This window comes from Streptomyces sp. NPDC127119 (assembly GCF_042677425.1).
Taxonomy (GTDB): Bacteria; Actinomycetota; Actinomycetes; order Streptomycetales; family Streptomycetaceae; genus Streptomyces.
Genome location: NZ_JBHXTO010000031.1, coordinates 1 through 21,276, shown reverse-complemented (window position 1 = coordinate 21,276; position 21,276 = coordinate 1). Strand labels below are relative to the sequence as shown.

General features: G+C 73.0%; 18 protein-coding genes and 1 riboswitch. Of the genes, 10 read left to right on the top strand and 8 right to left on the bottom strand.

Translation table 11 applies throughout. From position 1 onward, the window contains the following. Positions 1 to 25: 25 nt before the first annotated feature. The 3 genes from ACFVH5_RS16535 to ACFVH5_RS16525 are packed head-to-tail and all read right to left on the bottom strand — an operon-like array spanning position 26 to position 3,311. Positions 26 to 1,096 carry a prenyltransferase gene (locus ACFVH5_RS16535; RefSeq protein WP_385834391.1) on the bottom strand — a complete coding sequence of 357 codons (1,071 nt, stop codon included), beginning with the start codon at positions 1,094 to 1,096 and terminating at the stop codon, positions 26 to 28. Then, the gene (locus ACFVH5_RS16530; protein ID WP_107018434.1) at positions 1,093 to 1,836 is read right to left on the bottom strand and encodes a class I SAM-dependent methyltransferase; all 744 of its coding nucleotides are present in this window, start codon (positions 1,834 to 1,836) and stop codon (positions 1,093 to 1,095) included. The genes ACFVH5_RS16535 and ACFVH5_RS16530 overlap by 4 nt, the downstream gene beginning before the upstream one ends. Next, the gene (locus ACFVH5_RS16525; protein ID WP_385834390.1) at positions 1,830 to 3,311 is read right to left on the bottom strand and encodes a glycosyltransferase family 4 protein; all 1,482 of its coding nucleotides are present in this window, start codon (positions 3,309 to 3,311) and stop codon (positions 1,830 to 1,832) included. The genes ACFVH5_RS16530 and ACFVH5_RS16525 overlap by 7 nt, the downstream gene beginning before the upstream one ends. Positions 3,312 to 3,542: 231 nt before the next feature. On the opposite strand from ACFVH5_RS16525, the gene ACFVH5_RS16520 reads away from it, so the two are divergent. After that, complete coding sequence (locus ACFVH5_RS16520; RefSeq protein WP_210883061.1) at positions 3,543 to 4,190, top strand: TetR family transcriptional regulator; 648 nt, start codon at positions 3,543 to 3,545, stop codon at positions 4,188 to 4,190. 287 nt (positions 4,191 to 4,477) lie between these two features. On the opposite strand, the gene ACFVH5_RS16515 is transcribed toward ACFVH5_RS16520, so the two are convergent. Beyond that, positions 4,478 to 4,711, bottom strand: coding sequence for a ferredoxin (locus ACFVH5_RS16515; protein ID WP_385834389.1), 234 nt, complete (start codon positions 4,709 to 4,711; stop codon positions 4,478 to 4,480). 2 nt (positions 4,712 to 4,713) lie between these two features. Next, positions 4,714 to 6,171 (bottom strand): aldehyde dehydrogenase, encoded by a 1,458-nt coding sequence (locus tag ACFVH5_RS16510; RefSeq protein WP_385834387.1) that lies wholly within the window; start codon positions 6,169 to 6,171, stop codon positions 4,714 to 4,716. Between the two features lie 159 nt (positions 6,172 to 6,330). Here ACFVH5_RS16510 and ACFVH5_RS16505 point away from each other — a divergent pair, with 159 nt between their 5' ends. Next, positions 6,331 to 7,353 (top strand): MBL fold metallo-hydrolase, encoded by a 1,023-nt coding sequence (locus ACFVH5_RS16505; protein WP_385834386.1) that lies wholly within the window; start codon positions 6,331 to 6,333, stop codon positions 7,351 to 7,353. A 7-nt stretch (positions 7,354 to 7,360) separates the two neighbouring features. Here ACFVH5_RS16505 and ACFVH5_RS16500 read toward each other — a convergent pair whose 3' ends face one another. Continuing rightward, the gene (locus ACFVH5_RS16500; protein ID WP_385834385.1) at positions 7,361 to 9,493 is read right to left on the bottom strand and encodes an ATP-binding protein; all 2,133 of its coding nucleotides are present in this window, start codon (positions 9,491 to 9,493) and stop codon (positions 7,361 to 7,363) included. Between the two features lie 276 nt (positions 9,494 to 9,769). On the opposite strand from ACFVH5_RS16500, the gene ACFVH5_RS16495 reads away from it, so the two are divergent. The 7 genes from ACFVH5_RS16495 (at position 9,770) to ACFVH5_RS16465 (ending at position 18,016) form a co-directional block, all read left to right on the top strand. After that, complete coding sequence (locus ACFVH5_RS16495) at positions 9,770 to 10,774, top strand: PP2C family protein-serine/threonine phosphatase (RefSeq protein ID WP_385834384.1); 1,005 nt, start codon at positions 9,770 to 9,772, stop codon at positions 10,772 to 10,774. A 320-nt stretch (positions 10,775 to 11,094) separates the two neighbouring features. After that, positions 11,095 to 11,173: riboswitch (cobalamin riboswitch) on the top strand. Between the two features lie 171 nt (positions 11,174 to 11,344). After that, positions 11,345 to 12,631 carry a prenyltransferase/squalene oxidase repeat-containing protein gene (locus ACFVH5_RS16490; protein ID WP_385834383.1) on the top strand — a complete coding sequence of 429 codons (1,287 nt, stop codon included), beginning with the start codon at positions 11,345 to 11,347 and terminating at the stop codon, positions 12,629 to 12,631. Next, the gene (locus ACFVH5_RS16485; protein WP_385834381.1) at positions 12,628 to 13,341 is read left to right on the top strand and encodes an SCO2322 family protein; all 714 of its coding nucleotides are present in this window, start codon (positions 12,628 to 12,630) and stop codon (positions 13,339 to 13,341) included. Before ACFVH5_RS16490 ends, ACFVH5_RS16485 begins: the two co-directional genes overlap by 4 nt. Before the next feature lie 13 nt (positions 13,342 to 13,354). Next, positions 13,355 to 14,602: a CbiQ family ECF transporter T component gene (locus tag ACFVH5_RS16480; protein WP_385834380.1), complete on the top strand. Its 1,248-nt coding sequence runs from the start codon at positions 13,355 to 13,357 to the stop codon at positions 14,600 to 14,602. Then, positions 14,599 to 16,329: an ABC transporter ATP-binding protein gene (locus ACFVH5_RS16475; RefSeq protein WP_385834379.1), complete on the top strand. Its 1,731-nt coding sequence runs from the start codon at positions 14,599 to 14,601 to the stop codon at positions 16,327 to 16,329. The genes ACFVH5_RS16480 and ACFVH5_RS16475 overlap by 4 nt, the downstream gene beginning before the upstream one ends. Then, positions 16,326 to 17,249, top strand: coding sequence for an ECF transporter S component (locus ACFVH5_RS16470; RefSeq protein ID WP_385834378.1), 924 nt, complete (start codon positions 16,326 to 16,328; stop codon positions 17,247 to 17,249). Before ACFVH5_RS16475 ends, ACFVH5_RS16470 begins: the two co-directional genes overlap by 4 nt. 341 nt (positions 17,250 to 17,590) lie before the next feature. Then, on the top strand, positions 17,591 to 18,016 hold the full coding sequence (locus ACFVH5_RS16465; RefSeq protein WP_384807530.1) for a transglycosylase SLT domain-containing protein: 426 nt from the start codon (positions 17,591 to 17,593) through the stop codon (positions 18,014 to 18,016). 214 nt (positions 18,017 to 18,230) lie between these two features. Here the strand turns inward: ACFVH5_RS16465 and ACFVH5_RS16460 are convergent, their stop codons facing one another. After that, the gene (locus ACFVH5_RS16460; protein ID WP_385834376.1) at positions 18,231 to 19,406 is read right to left on the bottom strand and encodes a PucR family transcriptional regulator; all 1,176 of its coding nucleotides are present in this window, start codon (positions 19,404 to 19,406) and stop codon (positions 18,231 to 18,233) included. Between the two features lie 383 nt (positions 19,407 to 19,789). Between ACFVH5_RS16460 and ACFVH5_RS16455 the strand changes: the two genes are divergently transcribed. Next, positions 19,790 to 20,602 carry an acyl carrier protein gene (locus tag ACFVH5_RS16455; protein ID WP_385834375.1) on the top strand — a complete coding sequence of 271 codons (813 nt, stop codon included), beginning with the start codon at positions 19,790 to 19,792 and terminating at the stop codon, positions 20,600 to 20,602. 48 nt (positions 20,603 to 20,650) lie between these two features. Here ACFVH5_RS16455 and ACFVH5_RS16450 read toward each other — a convergent pair whose 3' ends face one another. Beyond that, positions 20,651 to 21,124 (bottom strand): pyridoxamine 5'-phosphate oxidase family protein, encoded by a 474-nt coding sequence (locus ACFVH5_RS16450; RefSeq protein WP_385834374.1) that lies wholly within the window; start codon positions 21,122 to 21,124, stop codon positions 20,651 to 20,653. Positions 21,125 to 21,276: the final 152 nt, after the last annotated feature.

Genomic DNA, 21,276 nt, shown 5'->3' with positions numbered 1-21,276 from the left:
CCTGGCCGCGTACGCGGCAGACCCCCTACCGGCAGCAGTCGGGGTCCAGTCCGAACGGCAGGCGGTCGCCGCCGAAGACCGCGCAGGTCGCCTCGTCACCGCCCAGTGCGGCCACGGCGAGGAGCAGGGAGCCCGCCGTCCACGAGGTGAGCTCCTCCGGCCAGATCGCCCGTGAGTCGAAGACGTAGCCGGTCCAGTACAGGCCCGTCGCCTGGTCGCGCAGGTGCTGGATCGACTGCAGTATTTCCAGCGCGCGGTCGGACTCGCCCACGACCCACAGGGCCAGGGCGAGTTCGGCCGATTCGCCGCCCGTCACCCACGGGTTGGGCACCACGCAGCGCACGCCGAGATCCGGGACCACGAACCGGTCCCAGTCCCGCTCGATGCGCTCCTTCGCCTCGGCGCCGGTGAGCGCGCCGCCCAGCACCGGGTAGTACCAGTCCATCGAGTAGCGGTCCTTGTCGAGGAACCGCTCGGGGTGCCGGCGGATCGCGTGGCGCAGCGCGCCCACCGCCAACTCCCAGTCGGGCTGCGGTTCTTCGCGTTCCTCGGCGATGGCGAGCGCGCAGCGCAGCGCGTGGTGGACGGACGAGCTCCCGGTCAGCAGCGCGTCCTCGACGGCCCGGCCGTCGTCCTCGCGCTTCCAGCCGATCTGCCCGCCGGGCCGCTGGAGCGCCAGCACGAACTCGACCGCGGCGAACACCACGGGCCACATCCGGTCGAGGAAGGTGTCGTCGCCGGTCGCCAGGTAGTGGTGCCAGACGCCGACGGCGATGTACGCGCAGAAGTTCGTCTCGCGTCCGCGGTCGGTGACGTCGGCGGCGTCCCCGTCGGCGTAGGCCGCGTACCAGGAGCCGTCCTCGTTCTGGTGCCGGGCCAGCCACTCGTACGCGCGGGCGGCGGCCTCGTGCTCGCCGGCCGCGTCCAGGGCCATGGCGGCCTCGGTGTGGTCCCACGGGTCGAGGTGATGGCCGCGGAACCACGGGATGGCGCCGTCCGCGCGCTGTACGGCCAGGATGCCCCGGACGGTCTGCGCGGCCTCTTCCGCGGTGAGCACCCCTGTCAGGACGAGGTGTTCGGTGCGCGGAGTCGTCACGAAGCGTCCGTGAGGGTGGCCGCGGGCAGGTGGGGCTTGGTCGCGTACGCCACGAAGCTCTTGCCGATCAGCGGGTTGAGCGCCTGTTCGGCGACCCGGGTCGCGAGGGGCTTCTTCATGATGTCCCAGACGAGGAGCTTGTGGTACGCCCGTACCGGCAGCGCCTTGTCGTTGTCGACGCCGAACGCGCACTTGAGCCACCAGTAGGGGCTGTGCAGCGCGTGGGCGTGGTGCGTGCCGTACGGCCGCAGGCCCGCCTCGCGGATCTTGCCGAGCAGTTCGTCCGCCTTGTAGATGCGGATGTGACCGCCCTCGACCTCGTGGTACGCGTCCGACAGCGACCAGCAGACCTTCTCGGGCCCGTAGCGCGGCACGGTGATCGCTATGCGCCCGCCGGGCCTGAGCACGCGGACCATCTCGGCGAGCACGCCCTTGTCGTCCGGGATGTGCTCCATCACCTCGGAGATGATGACGACGTCGAACGACTCGTCGGGGAAGGGCAGCCGCAGCGCGTCGCCCTCCATCGCGGTGGCGGTGGCGCCCTCGGGTGCCTCGCCCGCCTCCTTCATCGCGGCGAACCACTTGGCGACCTCGCGGATCTCCTCGCCGTTCTGGTCCAGCGCGACGACCTGGGCGCCGCGCCGGTAGCACTCGAAGGCGTGGCGTCCGGCCCCGCACCCGAGATCCAGCACACGGTCCCCCGGGGCAAGCGGAAACCGGGAGAAGTCGACGGTCAGCACGTGGTCCTGCTTTCACGGTGAGGGGTGTCCACGGGGGTGGCGGCGGGGGCCGCCCCCTGGGGGGCCGCGGAGCGGCTGCCTTCGGTTGCCGCCGGCGGGCCGACGGCGGGGGCCTGCTCCGCCTCCTGTCGGGCCGTGGAGCGGCTGTTCGACCCCGTCGCGGAGCGACGGGCCTCGGCGATCGCCTCGCGGTAGCGGGCCACCGTGCCCTCCGCGGCGCGGGCCCAGGTGAACTTCTCCAGTACGCGTGCCCGCCCGGCCGAGCCGAGTCGCTCACGCAGCCCGGGATCGCCCAACACCCTGCTCAGCGCGACGGCCAGCGCCCCCGCGTCACCGGGCGGCACGGCCAGGCAGGTCTCGCCGTCGGGTCCCGCGACCTCGGGGATGGCTCCACCGGTGGTGGCGACCAGGGGCGTACCGGTGGCCATCGCCTCGGCGGCGGGCAGCGAGAAACCCTCGTACAGGGAAGGCACGCAGGCCACCTCGGCGGACCGTACGAGGTCGACGAGTTCCGCGTCCGAGATGCCCTTCACGAACTCGACGGCGTCTTCGAGCCCGTACCGCTCGATGAGCTGGGCGACCGGCCCGTCCTCGGCGCGCCTGCCGACGACCACGAGGTGGGCGGCGGGGTGCTCGGTACGGACCTTGGCGAGCGCCTCGACGAGGAAGACGAGCCCCTTGAGGGGGACGTCGGCGCTGGAGGTCGTGACGATCCGGCCCGGCACCTTCGGCACGGACGGATCGGGCGAGAAGAGGTCGGCGTCGGCCCCGATGTGCACGACGTGGATCCGCTCGTCGCGTACGCCGAGATGGTCGACGATCTCCTGGCGGGACGTGCCGGAGACGGTGAGCACGGACGCCAGGCGGCGCGCGACGCGCTTCTGCATCCGCGTGAACGCGTACCAGCGGCGGACGGACGCCCGCTTGCGGCGGCTCCCGGCGGCGTCCAGCTCCAACTGCCGGTCCACGGTGATGGGGTGGTGGATGGTGGTGACCAGCGGTGCGCCCACGTCACCCAGCAGCCCGTACCCCAGGGTCTGGTTGTCGTGCACGACGTCGAAGTCGCCGCGCCGGGCGCGCAGATGGCGGCGGGCGCGCAGCGAGAACGTCAGCGGCTCGGGGAAGCCCCCGGTCCACATCGTGCCGACCTCGACCGCGTCGATCCAGTCGCGGAACTCGTCGCGCCCGGGCGTACGAAAGGGGTCGGGTGAGCGGTACAGGTCGAGACTGGGCAGCTCGGTGAGGGAGAGCCCCTCCAGGTCCTCGCCCTCGTCGAGCACCGGGTAGGGCTGCGAGCCGATCACCTCGACGTGGTGGCCCAGCCGGGCGAGCTCGCGCGAGAGGTGACGTACGTAGACACCCTGGCCGCCGCAGAACGGGTTCCCTTTATAGGTGAGGAGCGCGATGCGCAGCGGTCGGTCGGCGTCGGCGGCCGAGCCCGCGTGGAGGCCTGCCTCCATGGCCTCATGGGTCACTCTCGGCCCCCTTCTTCCAGCACGTTCCCGCGAGATTACTTCGGGACGGTAATCTAGAACAAGTTTCAGACTTGATCGTTCAGGGAGCACTGAATCTACCGGCAGGTAGCCCTCCTGTGAGCGGTGGATCGGGTGATTCACGCCACGGCGGGACCTCTACTCTGCTGTCACCCGACCCGCCCCCGCCCGCCCCACCGCCCTCTGTTGTACGAACGTCACGGAACGGGATCCATGCCTGCGGAAGCCAAGACTGCGGCGAAGGCCGCGCAGCCGCCCGTACGGGCCGCGCAGCCGGTCACTCCCCCGCTCACCGAGCGCCAGGAGGCGCGCCGGCGGCGGATCCTGCACGCGAGCGCGCAGCTGGCGAGCCGGGGCGGCTTCGACGCGGTACAGATGCGGGAGGTCGCGGAGTCGTCCCAGGTGGCCCTGGGCACGCTGTACCGCTACTTCCCGTCGAAGGTGCATCTGCTGGTCGCGACCATGCAGGACCAGCTGGCTCACATGCACGGCACGCTCCGCAAGAAGCCGCCGACGGGGGACACGGCGGCGGAGCGGGTTGCGGAGACGCTGATGCGGGCGTTCCGCGCGCTGCAGCGCGAGCCGCATCTCGCGGACGCGATGGTCCGCGCGCTCACGTTCGCGGACCGCAGCGTCAGTCCGGAGGTCGACCAGGTCTCCCGCCAGACGACGGTGATCATCCTCGACGCGATGGGCCTGGACGACCCGACCCCGGCGCAGCTCTCCGCGGTCCGCGTGATCGAGCACACGTGGCACTCGGCCCTGATCACCTGGCTCTCCGGCCGGGCGTCGATCGCCCAGGTGAAGATCGACATAGAAACGGTCTGCCGCCTGATCGACCTGACATCCCCACGGGACTGACGCTGCGGGGCTGCACCCATGGCGCGTTGCCGGGTGCGGGCCGGTGGGGGCCGGTCGCGCAGTTCCCCGCGCCCCTGACGGGGCGCGGGCCGGCGCGAGCAACCACGACTCACCGGCACCTCTTAGGGGCGCGGGGAACTGCGCAATCTTTCGGGCCCACCCCCACCGGCCCGCACCCGACCACGCACCTCACCCCCCACCTCATAGGGGCGCGGGGAACTGCGCAGTCTTTCGGGCCCACCCCCACCGGCCCGCAGCCGCACACGCACCGCCCGCCGCAGGCGCCCTCACTCCTCCGGAGGAAACACCGTCTCCCCGCTGCCCAGCAGGGCAATGGCGATCGCCTCCACCGGACACCCCTCCGCCGCCTCCAGAATCTCCTCACCGGCATCCGTCTCGGACTCCACGGGATGCGACTGCATCGCGGAGTCGAGACGGAAGGCCGCGGGAGCGACATGCGTGCACTGGGCCGACCCGATGCACAGCGACCGGTCGACCTCCACACGCCAGCGGTCCCCCATCCTCAGGCCTCCCAACCGGCCGGCAGATGGATCATCTTGTGCTCCAGGTACTCCCCGTACCCCTCGGGTCCGAACTCCCGCCCCAGCCCGGAGTTCTTGTAGCCCCCGAACGGACCGAGCATGTCGAGGCTGAAGGTGTTCACGGAGTACGTCCCGGTCCGCACCTGCCGCGCCACGTCGATGCCCCGCGCGACATCCCCCGTCCACACACTCCCGCTCAGCCCGTAGTCGGAGTCGTTGGCGATCTTCACCGCCTCCGCCTCGTCGCCGTACGGGAGCAGGCAGATCACCGGCCCGAAGATCTCCTCGCGCGCGATCCGCATGGAGTTGTCGACGTCGCCGAAGAGCGTCGGCTCGACGTACCAGCCGCGGTCGAGTCCGGCGGGCCGCCCACCACCGGTGAGGATCTTGGCGCCCTCCTCCTGGCCGATGCGGATGTAGTCGAGGTTGCGCTGCTGCTGCCGGCGCGCGACCAGCGGGCCGACCTGGGTCGCGGGGTCCAGCGGGTCGCCGACCACCAGCGCGTTCGCCGCCGCCGCGAACGCCTCCGCGAACTCGTCGTAGCGCGAGCACGGCAGCAGGATGCGGGTCTGGGCGACACACGCCTGGCCGTTGTTCATCCAGGCCGCCGAGACGATGCCCGGCACCGCGGTCCCGATGTCCGCGTCCGGCAGGACCACGGCCGCCGACTTCCCGCCCAGTTCCAGCGTCACGCGGGTGAGGTTGCGCGAGGCGACCTCCATGACGCGCCGGCCCGCCCCGACCGACCCGGTGAAGGAGACCTTGTCGATCCCGGGGTGTCCGACGAGGTACTCGCTGACCTCGCGGTCCGCCGGCAGGATCGACAGGACGCCCTCCGGCAGCCCGGCCTCCTTGGTGATCTCGCCGAGTATGTACGCGTCCAGCGGCGACTCGGGCGACGGCTTGAGCACGACCGTGCAGCCGGTCAGCAGGGCGGGCGCGAGCTTGGCCGCGGCCACGAACTGCGGCACGTTCCACGGGACGACGGCCGCGACGACCCCGACCGGCTCACGGCGTACGAGGATCTTCCCGAGCACTCCGTCGCGCGTCTCCTCGTACGTGAAGCCGCGGGCGACCGTGATCGCCGCGTCCCACACCATCATCGCGCCGAGTGCCTGCGCGAGGACGCTCCAGGAGTACGGGGAGCCGTTCTCGGAGGAGATGACCCGGGCGATCTCCTCGTGCCGTACGGCGATCGCGTCCTTGATCCGGGTGACCACCTCGATGCGCTCGTCGAGGGTCATCCGCGGCCAGGGCCCCTCGTCGAAGGCGGTGCGTGCCGCGGCGACCGCCCGGTCGACGTCCTCCCGCGCGGCGTGCGGCACCCGGCCGATGACCTCCTCGGTGTGCGGGGAGACCACCTCGATGACGTCCCGGCCGCTGGGAGCGGTCAGCTCGCCGCCGATGAACAGCTGTGCGTGTTCCACGAGTTCGGTCATGACCGACTGCCTCTCCGAGGACAACGAGGACAACTCCTGACGGTGCATCAGACACTGAAACTGATACCAGTTCCACTTGGCGGAGTCCACGGAGCGCACAGCACTCCCATTGGAACCGGTTCTAGTTATAGTGGCCGGGAGTCGGCGACAGGGGAGCCCATGCCACAGGTGACCGATCACGGCGGGGGCGTACGGTCCATCGCGGTCCCCATCCCGGACAACCCGCTCGGGAACACGCTCGTGTACGTCGTGGACACCGACCGCGGACCGGTGCTGATCGACACGGGCTGGGACGATCCGGCCTCCTGGGACGCGCTCACCGAGGGCCTGACGGCCTGCGGGACGGCCGTCGGGGAGATCCACGGCGTGGTGATCACCCACCACCACCCCGACCACCACGGCCTGTCGGCGAAGGTGCGCGAGGCGTCGGGCGCGTGGGTGGCCATGCACGCCGCCGACATCGCCATCGTGCGGCGGACCCGCGAGACCAGGCCCGGCCGCTGGTTCACGTACATGGCGGACAAGCTGACCGCCGCGGGCGCGCCCGAAGAGCATGTGGCACCGCTGCGCACCGCCCGCTCCCGGCTCCCCGGCCTCTCCCCCGCGCTCCCCGACCGGGAGATCGTCCCCGGCGAACTCCTGGACCTCGCCGGCCGACGGCTGCGCGCGGTCTGGACCCCGGGCCACACACCCGGCCACGTCTGCCTCCATCTGGAGGAGAAGCATCCCGCTCGACTGCCCGGCAACGGGCGGCTGTTCTCCGGGGACCACCTCCTGCCGAGGATCACCCCGCACATCGGGCTGTACGAGGACCCGGACGACGACAGCGAACCCGATCCGCTCGGCGACTACCTCGACTCCCTGGAGCGGATCGGCGGCCTCGAACCGGCCGAGGTGCTCCCGGCCCATCTGCACGCCTTCACCGACGCCCCGTCCCGCGTACGGGAGTTGCTGGACCACCACGAGGAGCGCCTCACCGGCCTCCTCACCCTTCTCGCCACCCCGCTCACCGTGTGGCAGGTCGCCCGGCGGATGGAGTGGAACCGCCCCTGGGCCGACATCCCGTACGGCTCAAGGAACATCGCCGTCTCGGAGGCGGAGGCCCATCTGCGCCGCCTGGTGAAACTGGGCCGCGCGGAGCCGGTACCCGGCAGCGATCCGGTGACGTACACCGTGGTGTGACGGCTCGTCAGGTGTCGTGGAAGTCCTCCACCGCGTAGGCGATGCCCCGCTCGTACGACATGGCCAGCCCCTCCGCGTACGCCCGCGTGTAGGCCTCGGTGCCGATCTTCTCGTGGACCAGGTCTTCGCAGGAGCGGCGCGCGGAGATCAGGTCCGGTGACTGCATCTGGGCGTTGCCGAGGCGTTCCCAGATGCGCTGGCCGATCGCGAGGAGCCGGGCCGCGCGCCGCCCGTCACCGGTCGCCACCACCGCCGAGGCCAGGATGTCGAGGGTGTGGGCGACACCGAGCGTGCTGTTCAGCAGGGAGTGCGCCGCGACGGCCGTACGGGCGTTGCGCGTCGCCGCGGTCAGGTCGCCCTCGGCCAGGTCGATCTGGGCGAGGAAGCAGTCGGCGAAGGCGCCCGCCCAGCGCTCGCCGCGCCGCACGCTCTCCGCGCGGACCTCGTCGGCGACCGCCCTGGCGCCGGCCAGGTCTCCGCGCAGCAGGTGGGTCAGCGAGAGCGCGAGCCGCACCTGGAGCTGCGCGGAGCCCAGCCAGTCGTCGCGGACCGGGAGCGGTTCGGCCGCGGCCAGGACGACCAGCGCCTCGCCGAGCCGCCCGCGCAGGAGCAGATGCCCGCCGGTGACGTACGCGGCGCCGACGACGGCCACCGCGTCGCCCTGTTCCACGGCCGCCGCCGTGCACACCGCCGCCCAGCGTTCGGCGCTGTCCAGGTCGCCCTGGAGGAGGGCGACGGCGGCCCTCGCCCACAGGGCCCGTACGAGGTCGGGGCCGGGCGCCGGATCGGCGGTGAGCACCTGGTCGAGACAGTGCTGCGCGTCCCGCAGATAGCCGCAGTGGCGCCACAGGAAACCGACGTCGGCCGCCGTGCGCAGGGCGGTGGGGCCGTCGCGCTCGGACAGCGCGCAGTCCATGGCGGTACGGAGATTGTCGTGTTCGGCGATCACGCGCTCGCACCAGGCCGGTTGGCGGCCGGTGTTCCACTCCGTGCAGCCGCCGTGTGCGAGGCTGCGGTAGTGGTCGAGGTGACGCAGTCGCAGGGTCCGCTCCTCGCCGAGGGCGCGCAGCCAGTCGCCGCCGAAGTCCCGGACGCTGTCGAGGAGTTGGAAGCGTCGTTCGTCCGTGCGGTGGCGCAGCACGATCGACTGCTCGACGAGCCGTTCCAGCAGGGCCGCGATCCGTCCGGCGGGCAGGGGGCCGCCGGAGCAGACGTCCTCGGCGGCGGCCAGGTCGAAGCCGCCGGTGAACACGGAGAGCCTCGCCCACAGCAACCTCTCGACAGGCGCGCACAGTTCATGGCTCCAGCCGATGGCCGTGCGCAGGGTGCGGTGCCGCAGCGGCCCCTCGTCGAGTCCCGCCGCGAGGAGGTCGAGCGGGGACGGCAGCCGCTCGCCGAGCCGTTCGTCGAGTTCGCCGAGGGAGAGTTCGCCGAGGCGGGCGGCGGCCAGTTCGATGGCCAGCGGGATGCCGTCCAGCCGGCGGCAGACGGCGGCGGCCGGGCCCGCCGAGTCCTCGTCGAGCACGAAGCCGGCGCGCGCCTCGGCGGCCCGCTGGGCGAACAGGTCGAGCGCGTCACCGGGTTGTCCTCCTCCCCGGCCACCGGGATCCTCTCCGTCCCCCACCGACAGCGGGTCGGTCTCCACGCGGAGTTCGGACGGATGGCCGAGGTGCTCCCGGCTGGTGGCCAGGAACCGCACACCGGGCGCGGCGGGCAGCAGGGCGCGGACCAGGTCGGCGCAGTCGGGGAGCACGTGTTCGCAGGAGTCGAGGACGATCAGCGCCTCCTTGTCCGCCAGCCAGTCGGCGAGCACCTCGGTCACCGGGGACGTCGACTGGTCGGCGAGCCGCAGCGCCTCCACGACGGCGAAGCCCACCAGGCCCTGGGCGCGCAGCGGCGAGAGTTCCACGAACCAGACGCCGTCCGGGTACCGGTGCGAGGCGCGGCGGGCGGCGTTCAGGGCCAGCCGGGTCTTGCCGACGCCGCCGGTACCGACGAGCGTCACCAGACGTCCCTGCCCCGCGCGCGCCGGGTCCAGCAGCGTGTCGAGCCGGGCCAGTTCGCGTCGTCGGCCGACGAAGCTCCGGGTCTCCGGCGGCAGATTCCCCGACTGCCCCTCGGTCGTCGTGTTCTCCGGCACGGCAACGCCCCTCCCCGCACGGTTCCCTGCACGGCATACGAGCGAGCCCCGCGGGATCGTGCAACCCGGCCAGTGTGACGCGGCCGGCGGGCCACTTCGAACCGCTCCCCCGCGCCGCGGAAGAACTCGGTCCCACGCCGTCACTTGCGGACACATTGCGTCGAGATCCGATCAACACCCTGTCGGTGCGGGAGCGGAAGGGGATATTCGGAGACCGTCGCGCGAAGGCCGTCGCGAAGGCCGCCCAGAGGGGCGGGGAGAGGGCGGAACGAGCGGATGACCCGCGACAGCAAGGAGACCCGACGCGGCCGGTGGCGACGCCTACGCGGCCCCGGCCGGCCTCTCCGGTGCGGCACGTCCGGCGACCTCCGCAGGCTCTCCGAAGGGCGGCTCCTCGCGCCTTCGGCGATCTGCGTGCTCATCGCCGCCCCGGCGCTCCTGCTGAACCACGTCCCGCCCGCCGTCACCCTCACGCAGCTGCTGCTCGGCTGCGGGTTCACCGTGCACGCCGTGCGGCAGCGGGACCGGCTCCTCGCGCAGCTCGCCGAGGTGCGCGAGGTCGCGCGGATCACCCAGGAGGCCATCGTGCGGCCGCTCTCCCGGAACCTCGCCGGCACCCACGTCTCCACGCGCTACCACTGCGCCGTGCGCGAGTCGGGGCTCGGCGGAGACCTGTACGACGTCGCCGTGACGTCCTTCGGCCTGCGGGTCCTCGTCGGTGACGTGCGCGGACACGGCCTGGAGGCCATCCGGCTGACCGCCGAGACGGTGGCCGCCTTCCGCGAACTCGCCCACACCGTCCCCGACCTGCCGTCCCTCGCCGCCGGCCTGGACCAGCGTCTCGCGCCGGACCTGGGCCCGGAGGACTTCGTCACCGCGCTCCTCGCGGAGTTCGCACCGGGCGAGGTCCGGCTGGTCAACTGCGGCCATCCCGCGCCGCTGCGCTCCGGCCAGCGGGTGGAACTGCTCGAACCGGCCGTCACCACACTGCCGTTGGGGCTGCGCCCCGACCCCCTCCAGTACCGCGTACGACTCCAGCCGGGTGACCGTCTCCTCCTCTACACCGACGGCCTGACGGAGGCACGCGCGCCCGACGGCACGCTCTTCCCCTTCCTCACGGAAGCGACCCACGCCCTACGGGACCCCCTCCCCGACGAGGCCCTGAACACCCTGTACACCAGCCTCCTCACCCACACGGCAAAACCCCCCACGGACGACCTGGCCCTCATCCTCTGCCAACCCACCCACGCGTCCGCCTTGCCGGCGCAGGTGGGGCGCTAGGGCCTGTCCCGGGTGCGGGCCGGTTGGGGCTGGCCGCGCAGTTCCCCGCGCCCCCAAAAACCGGAGCTACGCCCCGATCCAACCCCCACCCCAACCCCCCAGGGGCGCGGGGAACGGCGCGACCAGCCCCCACCGAACCCGCACCCGAAGCTCGGGCCGGGGCGCAGCCCCGCCTTTCAGGGGCGCGGGGAACTGCGCGAACGGCCCCCACCGACCCGCAGCCGAGCCACCCCGGGCCACCCCCGAGCCACCCCGGAGGGCCAGGCACCCGCATTCCTACGGGCCGGTACAGTGAGCAGGTCGTCATCACACTCGTACGGGGGGAAGCCGGTGCAAATCCGGCGCTGACCCGCAGCCGTGTGCCGCCCCGTTCCCAGCGGGCGGCAAGCCGGATTGCCCCGTGCGGAACGTGATCGGCTCGCGTCACCAGACCGCCGGTGACCGGCACCGTCGAGGCATACGGGGCCGAGCCGCCCGGGGCTCCGGGCTGCCCGGCTCCTCCCGCACCGGGAGAGCCGAAGGGGCACCCCCGTCGGCGAACCGCTGAGTACAGAGAGGCACCCGCCGATCATGTTTGTCCGCCGCAGCGCCGCGGTACTGGCCGCCACCGCCGTGATCGGCACGGCGTTCGCGCCGGCCGCCCTCGCCGACGCGTCACCCTCCGCGTCCCCGTCCCCCGCGCTCCCCTCGGGTCTGTACGGCAGCACCGACCCCACGTACGACGGTGTCTGGCGGCAGTCGCTGGCGCTGCTCGCCCAGCACACCGTGGACGTGCGGCCCGCGGCGAAGGCCGTCGACTGGCTCACCGGACAGCAGTGCGCCGACGGCGGCTTCGCGGCCTACCGCGCGGACCCGGCCACGAAGTGCGACGCCAAGACGCAGATCGACACGAACAGCACCGGCGCCGCGCTCCAGGCCCTGACCGCGCTCGACGCCGACGACGCCGTGACCGGTGCGGCCGTGAAGTGGCTGAAGTCCGTGCAGAACGAGGACGGCGGCTGGGGCTACCTGCCCGGCGGCGCCAGCGACACCAACTCGACGTCCGTCGTGATCGGGGCCCTGGAGGCCGCGGACACCGACACCGAGGACCTACGGTCCAAGGACGACCGGACACCGTACGACGCCCTGCTCGGCCTCGCCCTCCCCTGCGGCAAGGGCAGCAAGGAAGGCGGTGCCTTCGCCTTCCAGCCCGACAAGAAGGGCAAGCTCGCGGCGAACGCCGACGCCACGGCCGCGGGCGTGCTCGGCTCGCTCGGCGAGGGTCTGGTGACGGACCCCGAGGACGACGGACAGTCCGCCGCACCCTCCGGCACCGGCAAGGCCGCCGAGTGCGCGGGCGGCGACTCCCCCACTCCGGAGCAGGCGGCGGCCGACGGCGCCGCGTACCTCGCCGGCGCGGTCGCCGAGACCGGGTACCTGGAGTCCGCCCTCGCGGGCGCCGAGGACCAGCCCGACCACGGCAACACCGCCGACACGGTCGTCGCGCTCGCGGCGGCGGGCCGGACGGCCGACGCCGGCAAGCCGCTGGCCTGGCTGGAGAAGAACTCGGGCCCCTGGGCGGCGGAGAGCGGCCCGGCCGCGTACGCGCAGCTGATCTTCGCGGCACACGCCACGGGTACGGACCCGCGCGACTTCGGCGGCGCCGACCTGGTGAAGCAGCTCGGCGCGACCGACCCGGCGGCACAAGCCGCCGCCAAGGACGACAAGGACGACAAGGACGGCGAGCAGGCCGCCCAGGACGAGAGCGAGGACGACGGCGGGGTCAGCGTGTGGTGGATCGTCGGGGTCGGCCTGGTCGGCGGCATCGGCGTCGGCTTCCTCCTCAGCACCCGGACCAAGAAGCAGCGGCAGCCGTGACGCTCGACCGCCCGGCCCTGCGCGCCCTGCTGGTCCTGGGCCTCCTGCTCGCCGTACTCGGCACGGCGGGTCGGGCCCAGGCGGTCGGCTACCGCTACTGGTCCTTCTGGGACCGCGATTCCAGCGGCGGTACGTGGGTGTACGCGACCCAGGGCCCGTCGACCGCGCGGCCGTCCGACGGAGACGTCCAGGGCTTCCGGTTCTCGGTGAGCGAGGACTCGAAGCACTCGGCGCAGCCTCGCGGCGAGAGCGGTTTCGCGGCGATCTGCGCGAAGACGCCCGCGCGGGAGGGCGCCAAGCGGGTCGCGCTGGTCCTCGACTTCGGTACGGCCGAGGACGCGCCGGCCGGTTCGGTGCCGCCGGATCCGAGCCCGCGTACGGCCTGCGCGCGCGTCGACGAGGACGCGACGACCGCGGAGGCCCTCGCCGCCGTCGCCAAGCCCCTGCGCTACGACACGAACGCCCTGCTGTGCGCCATCGCGGGCTACCCCCGTACGGGCTGCGGCGAGGCCGTGTCGGACGACGCGGCGACCGGCGGCCACGCCAGGACCTCCCCACCGCCCCGCGCGGCGAGCGAACCCGCAGACGGGGACGGGGGCGGAGACGGAGACGGAGACGGCGGACCCTCGGTGGGCCTGCTGACCGGAATCGCCGCCGTGGCCGTCCTGGCCGCGGGCGCGCTCTGGCAGTCCCGCCGTCGCCGCGGCTGACGGGACACGACCGATGCCCAGCACCGACAAGCACCCCAGGAACACCGGGCGGCCCAGAACCCACGACCGCCCCGCCGCAGCCCGCGCTCGCGGGGCCGATGCCCCGGCGGCGCGCCCCGCCACCCCCTGGTCCCGCCTCCGCGCCCCCCGCGCGACCCGTACCAACGCCCTCCACCCCGGCGCCTGGTGGATCTGGGCCCTGGGTCTCGGGACCGCCGCGTCCCGCACCACCAACCCGCTGCTCCTCGCCCTCCTCGTCGGCGTCGCCGGTTACGTGGTGGCGGCGCGCCGGACGGAGGCTCCCTGGGCCCGGTCCTACGGCGCGTTCGTGAAGCTCGCGCTGGCCGTGCTCGGCATCCGGCTGGCCTTCGCCGTCCTCCTCGGCTCGCCCATTCCGGGCACGCACACCCTCGTCACGCTTCCCGAACTCCCCCTCCCCGACTGGGCGCAGGGCATCCGCGTGGGTGGCCGGGTCACCGCAGAAGGCCTGGTCTTCCCCCTGTACGACGGTCTGAAACTCGCCACGCTCCTCATCTGCGTGGGCGCCGCGAACGCCCTCGCGAACCCGGCCCGCCTCCTCAAATCGCTCCCGGGCGCCCTGTACGAGGCGGGAGTCGCCGTCGTGGTCGCCCTCACCTTCGCCCCGAACCTGATCGCCGACGTCCAGCGGCTGCGCGCGGCCCGGCGGCTGCGCGGCCGTCCCGACCACGGTCTGCGCGGGCTGCTCCAGGTCGGACTGCCGGTCCTGGAGGGCGCGTTGGAGCGTTCGGTGGCCCTCGCGGCGGCGATGGACGCGCGCGGGTACGGCCGTTCCGCCGAGGTGCCCCCGGGCGTACGCCGTACCACCGCCGCCCTCACCCTCGGCGGTCTGGTCGGGGTCTGCGCGGGCACGTACGGTCTGCTCACCGCGGAGGGCGGCACCTACGGTCTGCCCGTGCTGCTCGCCGGACTCGCCGCCGCCCTGGGCGGCCTGTGGCTGGGCGGTCGCCGCTCGCTGCGCACCCGGTACCGGCCGGACCCCTGGGGCGTGCGCGCGTGGCTGGTCGCCGCGTCCGGCGCCGCCGTAGCCGCGCTCCTCGTCCTGTACGCCTCGACCGGCGCGTGGGCCTACGCGGCCCTGCACCCCGGTGTCGTCCCCCTCACCGCGCCGGCCCTTCCGCTGTGGCCCGCCGCGGCGATCCTCCTCGGCCTCCTCCCCGCCTTCGTCGCCCCCGTCCCCGCCCCCTCGGACAGCCCTACCACCGGCAAGGAGCCCTCATGATCCGCTTCGAGGATGTCTCCGTGACGTACGACGGGGCGCCGGAGCCCACCGTCCGCGGCATCGAACTCACCGTTCCCGAGGGCGAGTTGGTGTTGCTGGTCGGCCCTTCCGGGGTGGGCAAGTCGACGCTGCTCGGGGCCGTGAGCGGACTGGTTCCGCACTTCACCGGCGGCACCCTGCGCGGACGCGTGACGGTCGCGGGCCGTGACACGCGCACGCACAAACCCCGCGAACTCGCCGACGTGGTCGGCACGGTGGGCCAGGACCCGCTCTCGCACTTCGTCACGGACACGGTCGAGGACGAACTCGCCTACGGCATGGAGTCGTTGGGCCTCGCGCCGGACGTGATGCGCCGTCGCGTCGAGGAGACCCTCGACCTGCTGGGCCTCGCCGACCTGCGCGACCGGCCCATCTCCACGCTCTCCGGCGGACAGCAGCAGCGGGTCGCGATCGGCTCGGTCCTCACCCCGCACCCCGAGGTCCTGGTCCTCGACGAACCGACCTCGGCCCTCGACCCCGCCGCCGCGGAAGAGGTCCTCGCGGTCCTCCAGCGCCTCGTCCACGACCTCGGGACGACGGTCCTCATGGCCGAACACCGCCTGGAGCGCGTCGTGCAGTACGCCGACCGGGTCGCCCTCCTCCCCTCCCCCGGCGCCCGCTTGCTGCTGGGCACACCGGCCGAGGTCATGGCCGTGTCGCCGGTGTACCCACCGGTGGTCGCCCTGGGCCGGCTCGACGGATGGACCCCCCTGCCCCTCACGGTCCGGGACGCCCGCCGGAGAGCGGGACCCCTGCGCAACCGCCTCCAGGCACTCCCGTACGAGGGGCCGGGCGCCCCGGGCCCCGTACCCGCTCTCCCACTCCCGGTGGAGGGTGCCGCAGCCACCTCGCGCCGTCCCAGGCTCTTCCGCAGGCGCCCGCCCGAGGTGCCGTCCGTCACCGCCCACCCGGCGGTGGTCACCGGCCTCGCCGTCCGCCGCGGGCGCACCGAAGTGCTCCACGACGTCACCCTGTCCGTCGCCCCCGGCGAGACCGTCGCGCTGATGGGCCGCAACGGCGCGGGCAAGTCGACCCTGCTCTCCGCCCTCGTCGGCCTCGTCCCCCCTGCGGCGGGTTCGGTCCGCGTCGGCGGGCTCCAGCCCCATCGCACGGCACCCGGTGACCTCATCCGTCACGTCGGCCTCGTACCGCAGGAGCCCCGCGATCTGCTGTACGCGGACACGGTCGCCGGGGAGTGCGCGGCGGCGGACTCGGACGCGGGGGCCGGGGCGGGCACCTGCCGGGCCCTGGTGTCCGAGCTGCTGCCGGGCATCGAGGACGACACGCATCCGCGCGACCTGTCGGAGGGGCAGCGGCTCACCCTGGCCCTGGCGGTCGTCCTGACGGCCCGGCCACCGCTGATCCTCCTCGACGAGCCGACCCGCGGCCTCGACTACGCGGCCAAGTCCCGACTGGTCACGCTGCTGCGGGCGCTCGCGGCCGAGGGGCACGCCATCGTCCTGGCCACCCATGACGTGGAGCTGGCCGCCGAGCTCTCGCACCGGGTCGTCATCCTCGCGGACGGCGAACCCGTCGCCGACGGCCCGACGGCGGAGGTCGTCGTCGCCTCCCCGTCGTTCGCCCCACAGGTCACCAAGGTCCTCGCCCCGCAGAAATGGCTCACGGTCTCCCAGGTGCGCGAGGCGCTCGGCGCGTCCGGGCCACCGGCAGGGGGCACGCAGTCATGAACAGCCGGCCTCAGGCACAGCCCCAGCCGCAATCCCCGCCACAGACTCAGCCCCAGGCCCGCCCCATCCGGCTCGGCCCGCGTTCCGTCGCCGCCCTCGTCCTGGTCGGTGCCATCGGGCTCGCCGCGCTGACCTGGCCCTTCTTCAGCGGGCCGACCTCGCAGGCGGGCGCCCACTCGAAGGACGCGCCCTGGCTGTTCGCGGGGCTGCTCGTCCTGCTGGTCGGGGTCGTCGCGGCGACGATCTCCGAGTCGGGTCTCGGCCCCAAGGCCGTGGCCATGCTCGGGGTGCTGGCCGCGACCGGGGCCGCTCTGCGCCCGATCGGGGCCGGTACGGCGGGCATCGAGCCGATGTTCTTCCTGATGGTGCTGAGCGGGCGGGTGCTGGGGCCGGGGTTCGGCTTCGTGCTCGGGTCGGTCACGATGTTCGCGTCCGCGCTGCTCACGGGCGGGGTCGGGCCGTGGATGCCGTTCCAGATGCTGTCCATGGGCTGGTTCACGATGGGCGCGGGGCTGCTGCCGGGCCCGGACCGGCTGAGGGGCCGGGGCGAGCTGGCGATGCTGGCCGCGTACGGCTTCGTGGCGGCCTTCGCGTACGGCACGTTCATGAATCTGGCGGGCTGGCCCTTCATGGACGCGCTGTCGTCGAACGTGGCCTTCGACGCGCACGACGCCGTGCACACGAATCTGGCCCGGTTCGTCGCGTACTGCCTGGCCACCTCGCTCGGCTGGGACCTGGGCCGGGCCACGGTGACGGTCGTCCTGACCCTCGCTCTCGGCGCGACGGTCCTCAAGGCGCTCCGCCGGGCCACGCGCAGGGCGGCTTTCGAGACGCCGGTCACGTTCGGGGACCCCGACGGTGACCGCGGTGGCAGCCACGACGGTGCGGCGCCGGTCACACCACCCGGCCGCACGCTGTAGAAGCCGCAACTACGTGGTGTCACGCGTACCGTGCGAGGCTCGTGAGGCGGCCCACAGGACCTTGGTCCTCTACTACGGGCGACCGTAGGCCGCGACTCTTGTCATGACCACGGCCCAACCGCCTCTGACCTGCGGATTGAGAGCCACGTCACAGAGGGACCTTTTGCGACGGGTACGACCACAACTAGCAAAAGGGGTCATTGCGGACAGGCTTCCGGCCTGGTTCATTGGTGGAGTCGCAAGGCGCCGACGTGCCCCTCAGGGCCTCGGCGCCGCCGCATGCCAGGGCTGGACGTCAGGGCGTACGAGCGACCGTCCCGTCCCCGAAGAAAAGGTTCTCCGTGTCCTTCTCCACCCGCATCCGTCTCATCGCCACCCCGAAGAAGGCCCTCACCGGCGCCGCCGTGGCGGCCGCCACCGCCGGCATGGTCATCGCGGCGGGCCCCGCCCAGGCCGCGACCCCCACAGTGGCCTCCTCCGCGTCGGCCAAGACGATCGCGCAGAAGATGATCCACGACGACGCCCAGTACAAGGCGTTCTCGAAGATCGTCGAGCACGAGAGCGGCTGGGACGTCGACGCCACGAACTCCTCCTCCGGCGCCTACGGCCTGGTCCAGGCCCTGCCCGCGTCGAAGATGTCCTCCGCGGGCTCCGACTGGAAGACGAGCGCGAAGACCCAGATCAAGTGGGGCCTCGACTACATGAACGACCGCTACGGCAGCCCGGTCGGCGCCTGGAACTTCTGGCAGTCCAACGGCTGGTACTGAGCCCGACCCACTAGGGCGAGGCCCGTCAGGGGCGCGGCCGGCCCGCTAGGGCCCGGCCCGTCAGGGGCGCGGGGAACTGCGCGACCAGCCACGACGCACCCGCAGCCAAAGAACCGACCTCCCAGCGGGGCCGGCGAAACCCCCGTACGCGAAGGCGGCGGCCCCGATCCCCGGGCCGCCGCCTTCGCCATGCGCGGAGCGCGCCGCGCCGCGCTCAACCCCACGCGCCGGCCCGCACCCGGGTGACGGCGGTGCTGAGAAGCCGGACCCCCTTGGTGGAGCCGGGGTCCACGCCGGTCAGGGCCCGCACCCGGCGCAACCGGTAGTCCAGGGTGCGGGGATGGACGTGCAACGCGGCGGAGGCCCGCAGCCGGTTCATGTCGGCGCGGTAGTAGGCGTCCAGCGTCGCCACGAGATCGGGACCCTCCGCCAGACGTCTCGTGAGGTCGCGTAACCAGTCGTCGAGCCGGGGCAGTTGCTCCAGCCCCATCTCGACGAAGACGTCGGCGGCCGTGCAGGCGCGGTCGGGGGAACCGGTGACGGGCGCGGCCCTGCTGACCAGGGCGGCCGTCCGGGCGGTCTCGGCCAGCGCGGAGACCGCTCCGGTGGCCGTGCCGACGGCGCACGGCAGTCCGACGGCCGCCGAGAAGTCCCGGGCGAGTGCGAGGACGCGCCGGTCCACCGCGGCCGGGTCCGGGTCGTCGGCCGGGACCAGCGCGACGCATTCCTCCGGCCGCCGCCAGAGCAGGGGCACCCGGTGGTTCAGGAGGAACGGTTCGAGCAGCGCGGCACGCCTCCCGCCGTCCGGAAGGGGGCGTGACGCCGGGAACCGCAGCACGGTGACGGCGTAGCGGCCGGGGCAGGGCAGGCCCAGGTCCCGGACGACGTCGGGGGCCGCGGGGTCGTCGGCCAGCAGCATCTTCGCGCAGGCCTGGACCCGCGCCACCGCCGACAGCGCACGGGAGCGCCCCTTCTCGAAGCCGCGCACATAGGCGCCGCGAGCCGTTCCGGCCTGTGCGGAGAACCAGGTGACCATGCGCAGCAGGCCGTCCATGTCGTGCGTGGCGGGCGCCTCGCCGATCTCCCGCAGCATGGAGCCGGTGTGCAGCGTGAGGACGTTCTGCTGGGACGACTCGGAGAATCCCTTCGCCCCGCGGTCCTGGCCGATCGACGCGATGAAGGACAGGTCCTCGTCCGAGAGCGGGGCTCCCTCCCGGGCGAGGAAGACGGTGCGGCGGCGGATGGAGACCGCGAATTCCATGATCGCGTCGTAGAGTCTCGCGTCGTTGTGCGCACGGTGGTACTCGGGGAGTTCCTTCGCGTACATCTCGACGGCGTTCTTGGCGTTGTCCGTGACCTGGCTCTCCAGGATCTCGAAGATATCCCGCATGATCGCTCCTCCGTGGGCTGCGTGGCTCCTGCCGTGACCCCTGTCGCGGCCGTCGGCAGCGAGTCATGCCCATGTCAGCCATGTGCCTCGCCGCCACCTCTGAGCTTTCGCAGGAACACGCCTGTTGGATTTCGTCCCCGGCGCCCCGTGCGCGCCCGGGGCACGCACGGCGTCCTACGGCCGTCATCCAGGTGAACCCGAAACCCGCACAAATCACCCCCCTGCCACAGCCGCGTAACGGGCCCCGCACCGCTACAACTCCCGCTCCACCCCGCCGGTCGAACCCGGTGCGTCGCACCTCTGCGCCGTGGCGGAACCGGTGCCGCCCGGCGCGACCGCTCCAGTCCCGATCCCGCAGTCCCGACCGAACCCGGAGTTGACCTGTGCCCAGGAAGTCCCTGCCGACGCGGCTCGCCGCCCTCGCCGCGCTCCTGCTCACCACCGGAGCCCTGTCCGCGCCCGCCGCCTCCGCGAACTCCGCGGACGCCGCACCCGGCGACGCCTACGTCCTGACCGTGAACACCGATCCGGCCACCACCGACCACGACAACCGCCGCGTCGACGTCACCGGCACCGTCACGAAGGCGGACGGCACCCCGGCGCCCCACATCCCCGTCACCGTCGAGGAAGTCGTCCGCTTCACCACCTGGAACCCGTGGGGCGACCCGATCGACCCCACGTACTACGAGCCGCGCGAGCTGGGCAGGCCGGTCAGCGACGCCGACGGCAGATTCACGATCCCGGACGTCGCCATCGACCACGTGGGCACGAGCAGTCTGCTCAACGTCCAGCAGGGGGTGCAGATCACGGCCTTCTACGACGAGGACGGCGACCTGAACACCCCGCAGGACGGCTACTTCGCCGACACCACCGTGACCGCCGACGCCAGGCCCAGCTCCGTCGCCTACACGGTCAACAGGAAGCGACTGAAGGCGGGCGACGTCCTCATCGTCCAGGGCCGGGTCACCCTCCCCGAGGGGGTCGGGCCCGGTGACACCGAGGTCTTCCTGCAGACCTACTGGGAGGGCCAGTACCGCGTGAAGACGACCACCAGGGCCGACGGCACCTTCATGCTGCTCGCACGAATCCGCGACTACGACGACACGTTCACCCTGCGCACGGCCCCGAGGGACCTGTACGTCTCCGGCGCGAGCCGGTCCCTCCCGGTCACCAACACCTCACTGCCACGCGCCTAGGCCCGATTCGAGACCTGGTCATTCGAGTCCTGGTCGCCGGTCCGCGGGTCACCCTCGCCCGGGCGGGGGTGACCCCATCCAGGCGCCGTCGCGCATGACGACCCTGCCGCGCAGTTCCGGCTCGCCGCGCCAGGCGCGCACGGTCCTCGGCACCACGCGTACATACACGAAGGACCCCTCCTCGGCGCGCGGGTCCCAGCCGAACTTGCCGGCGAACCCCTCCGCCGCGTCCGAGGGCACCCGGTCGTCGGGGAAGCACTCCGCCTCGCCCTGGAGAAGCACCACGTCGAAGGTGTCCGGGAGCGCCAGGCGCACCCGCGGCTCCGCACGGACGTTCCGTACGGTCGCGGAGGCCGCTCCGGTGCACATCCAGACCGCGTGTCCGTCCCACCGGAACCACAGAGGCACCTGGTGCGGCCCGTGCTCCGGATGGGACGTCGACACCCAGACGTCCCGCTCCGCGTCGAGCCGTTCCAGCGTGTCGCGTCTGCGCTCCGGCGTGGGCCGAGGCTCCGTTCCCATGATCCGCATGGTCGTCGACCCTAGCCAGCAGGGCCGCGGCCCGCATGAGGCGCGGGACCTAGGTCCTGTCGTCAAATTCCCGACGTCCGCCCGGAGGGCGGGCCGGGCGGCGTCTGGTGCGTGCTCTCGGTGTGCCGGGCGGAAGCCCTCGT

What these genes read in the sequence shown, in the direction of transcription:
- ACFVH5_RS16520 (WP_210883061.1), top strand. Translation starts at nt 3,543, where the DNA reads ATGCCTGCGGAAGCCAAGACTGCGGCGAAGGCCGCGCAGCCGCCCGTA.
- ACFVH5_RS16515 (WP_385834389.1), bottom strand. Translation starts at nt 4,711, where the DNA reads ATGGGGGACCGCTGGCGTGTGGAGGTCGACCGGTCGCTGTGCATCGGG.
- ACFVH5_RS16510 (WP_385834387.1), bottom strand. Translation starts at nt 6,171, where the DNA reads ATGACCGAACTCGTGGAACACGCACAGCTGTTCATCGGCGGCGAGCTG.
- ACFVH5_RS16505 (WP_385834386.1), top strand. Translation starts at nt 6,331, where the DNA reads ATGCCACAGGTGACCGATCACGGCGGGGGCGTACGGTCCATCGCGGTC.
- ACFVH5_RS16495 (WP_385834384.1), top strand. Translation starts at nt 9,770, where the DNA reads ATGACCCGCGACAGCAAGGAGACCCGACGCGGCCGGTGGCGACGCCTA.
- ACFVH5_RS16490 (WP_385834383.1), top strand. Translation starts at nt 11,345, where the DNA reads ATGTTTGTCCGCCGCAGCGCCGCGGTACTGGCCGCCACCGCCGTGATC.
- ACFVH5_RS16480 (WP_385834380.1), top strand. Translation starts at nt 13,355, where the DNA reads ATGCCCAGCACCGACAAGCACCCCAGGAACACCGGGCGGCCCAGAACC.
- ACFVH5_RS16475 (WP_385834379.1), top strand. Translation starts at nt 14,599, where the DNA reads ATGATCCGCTTCGAGGATGTCTCCGTGACGTACGACGGGGCGCCGGAG.
- ACFVH5_RS16470 (WP_385834378.1), top strand. Translation starts at nt 16,326, where the DNA reads ATGAACAGCCGGCCTCAGGCACAGCCCCAGCCGCAATCCCCGCCACAG.
- ACFVH5_RS16460 (WP_385834376.1), bottom strand. Translation starts at nt 19,406, where the DNA reads ATGCGGGATATCTTCGAGATCCTGGAGAGCCAGGTCACGGACAACGCC.
- ACFVH5_RS16450 (WP_385834374.1), bottom strand. Translation starts at nt 21,124, where the DNA reads ATGGGAACGGAGCCTCGGCCCACGCCGGAGCGCAGACGCGACACGCTG.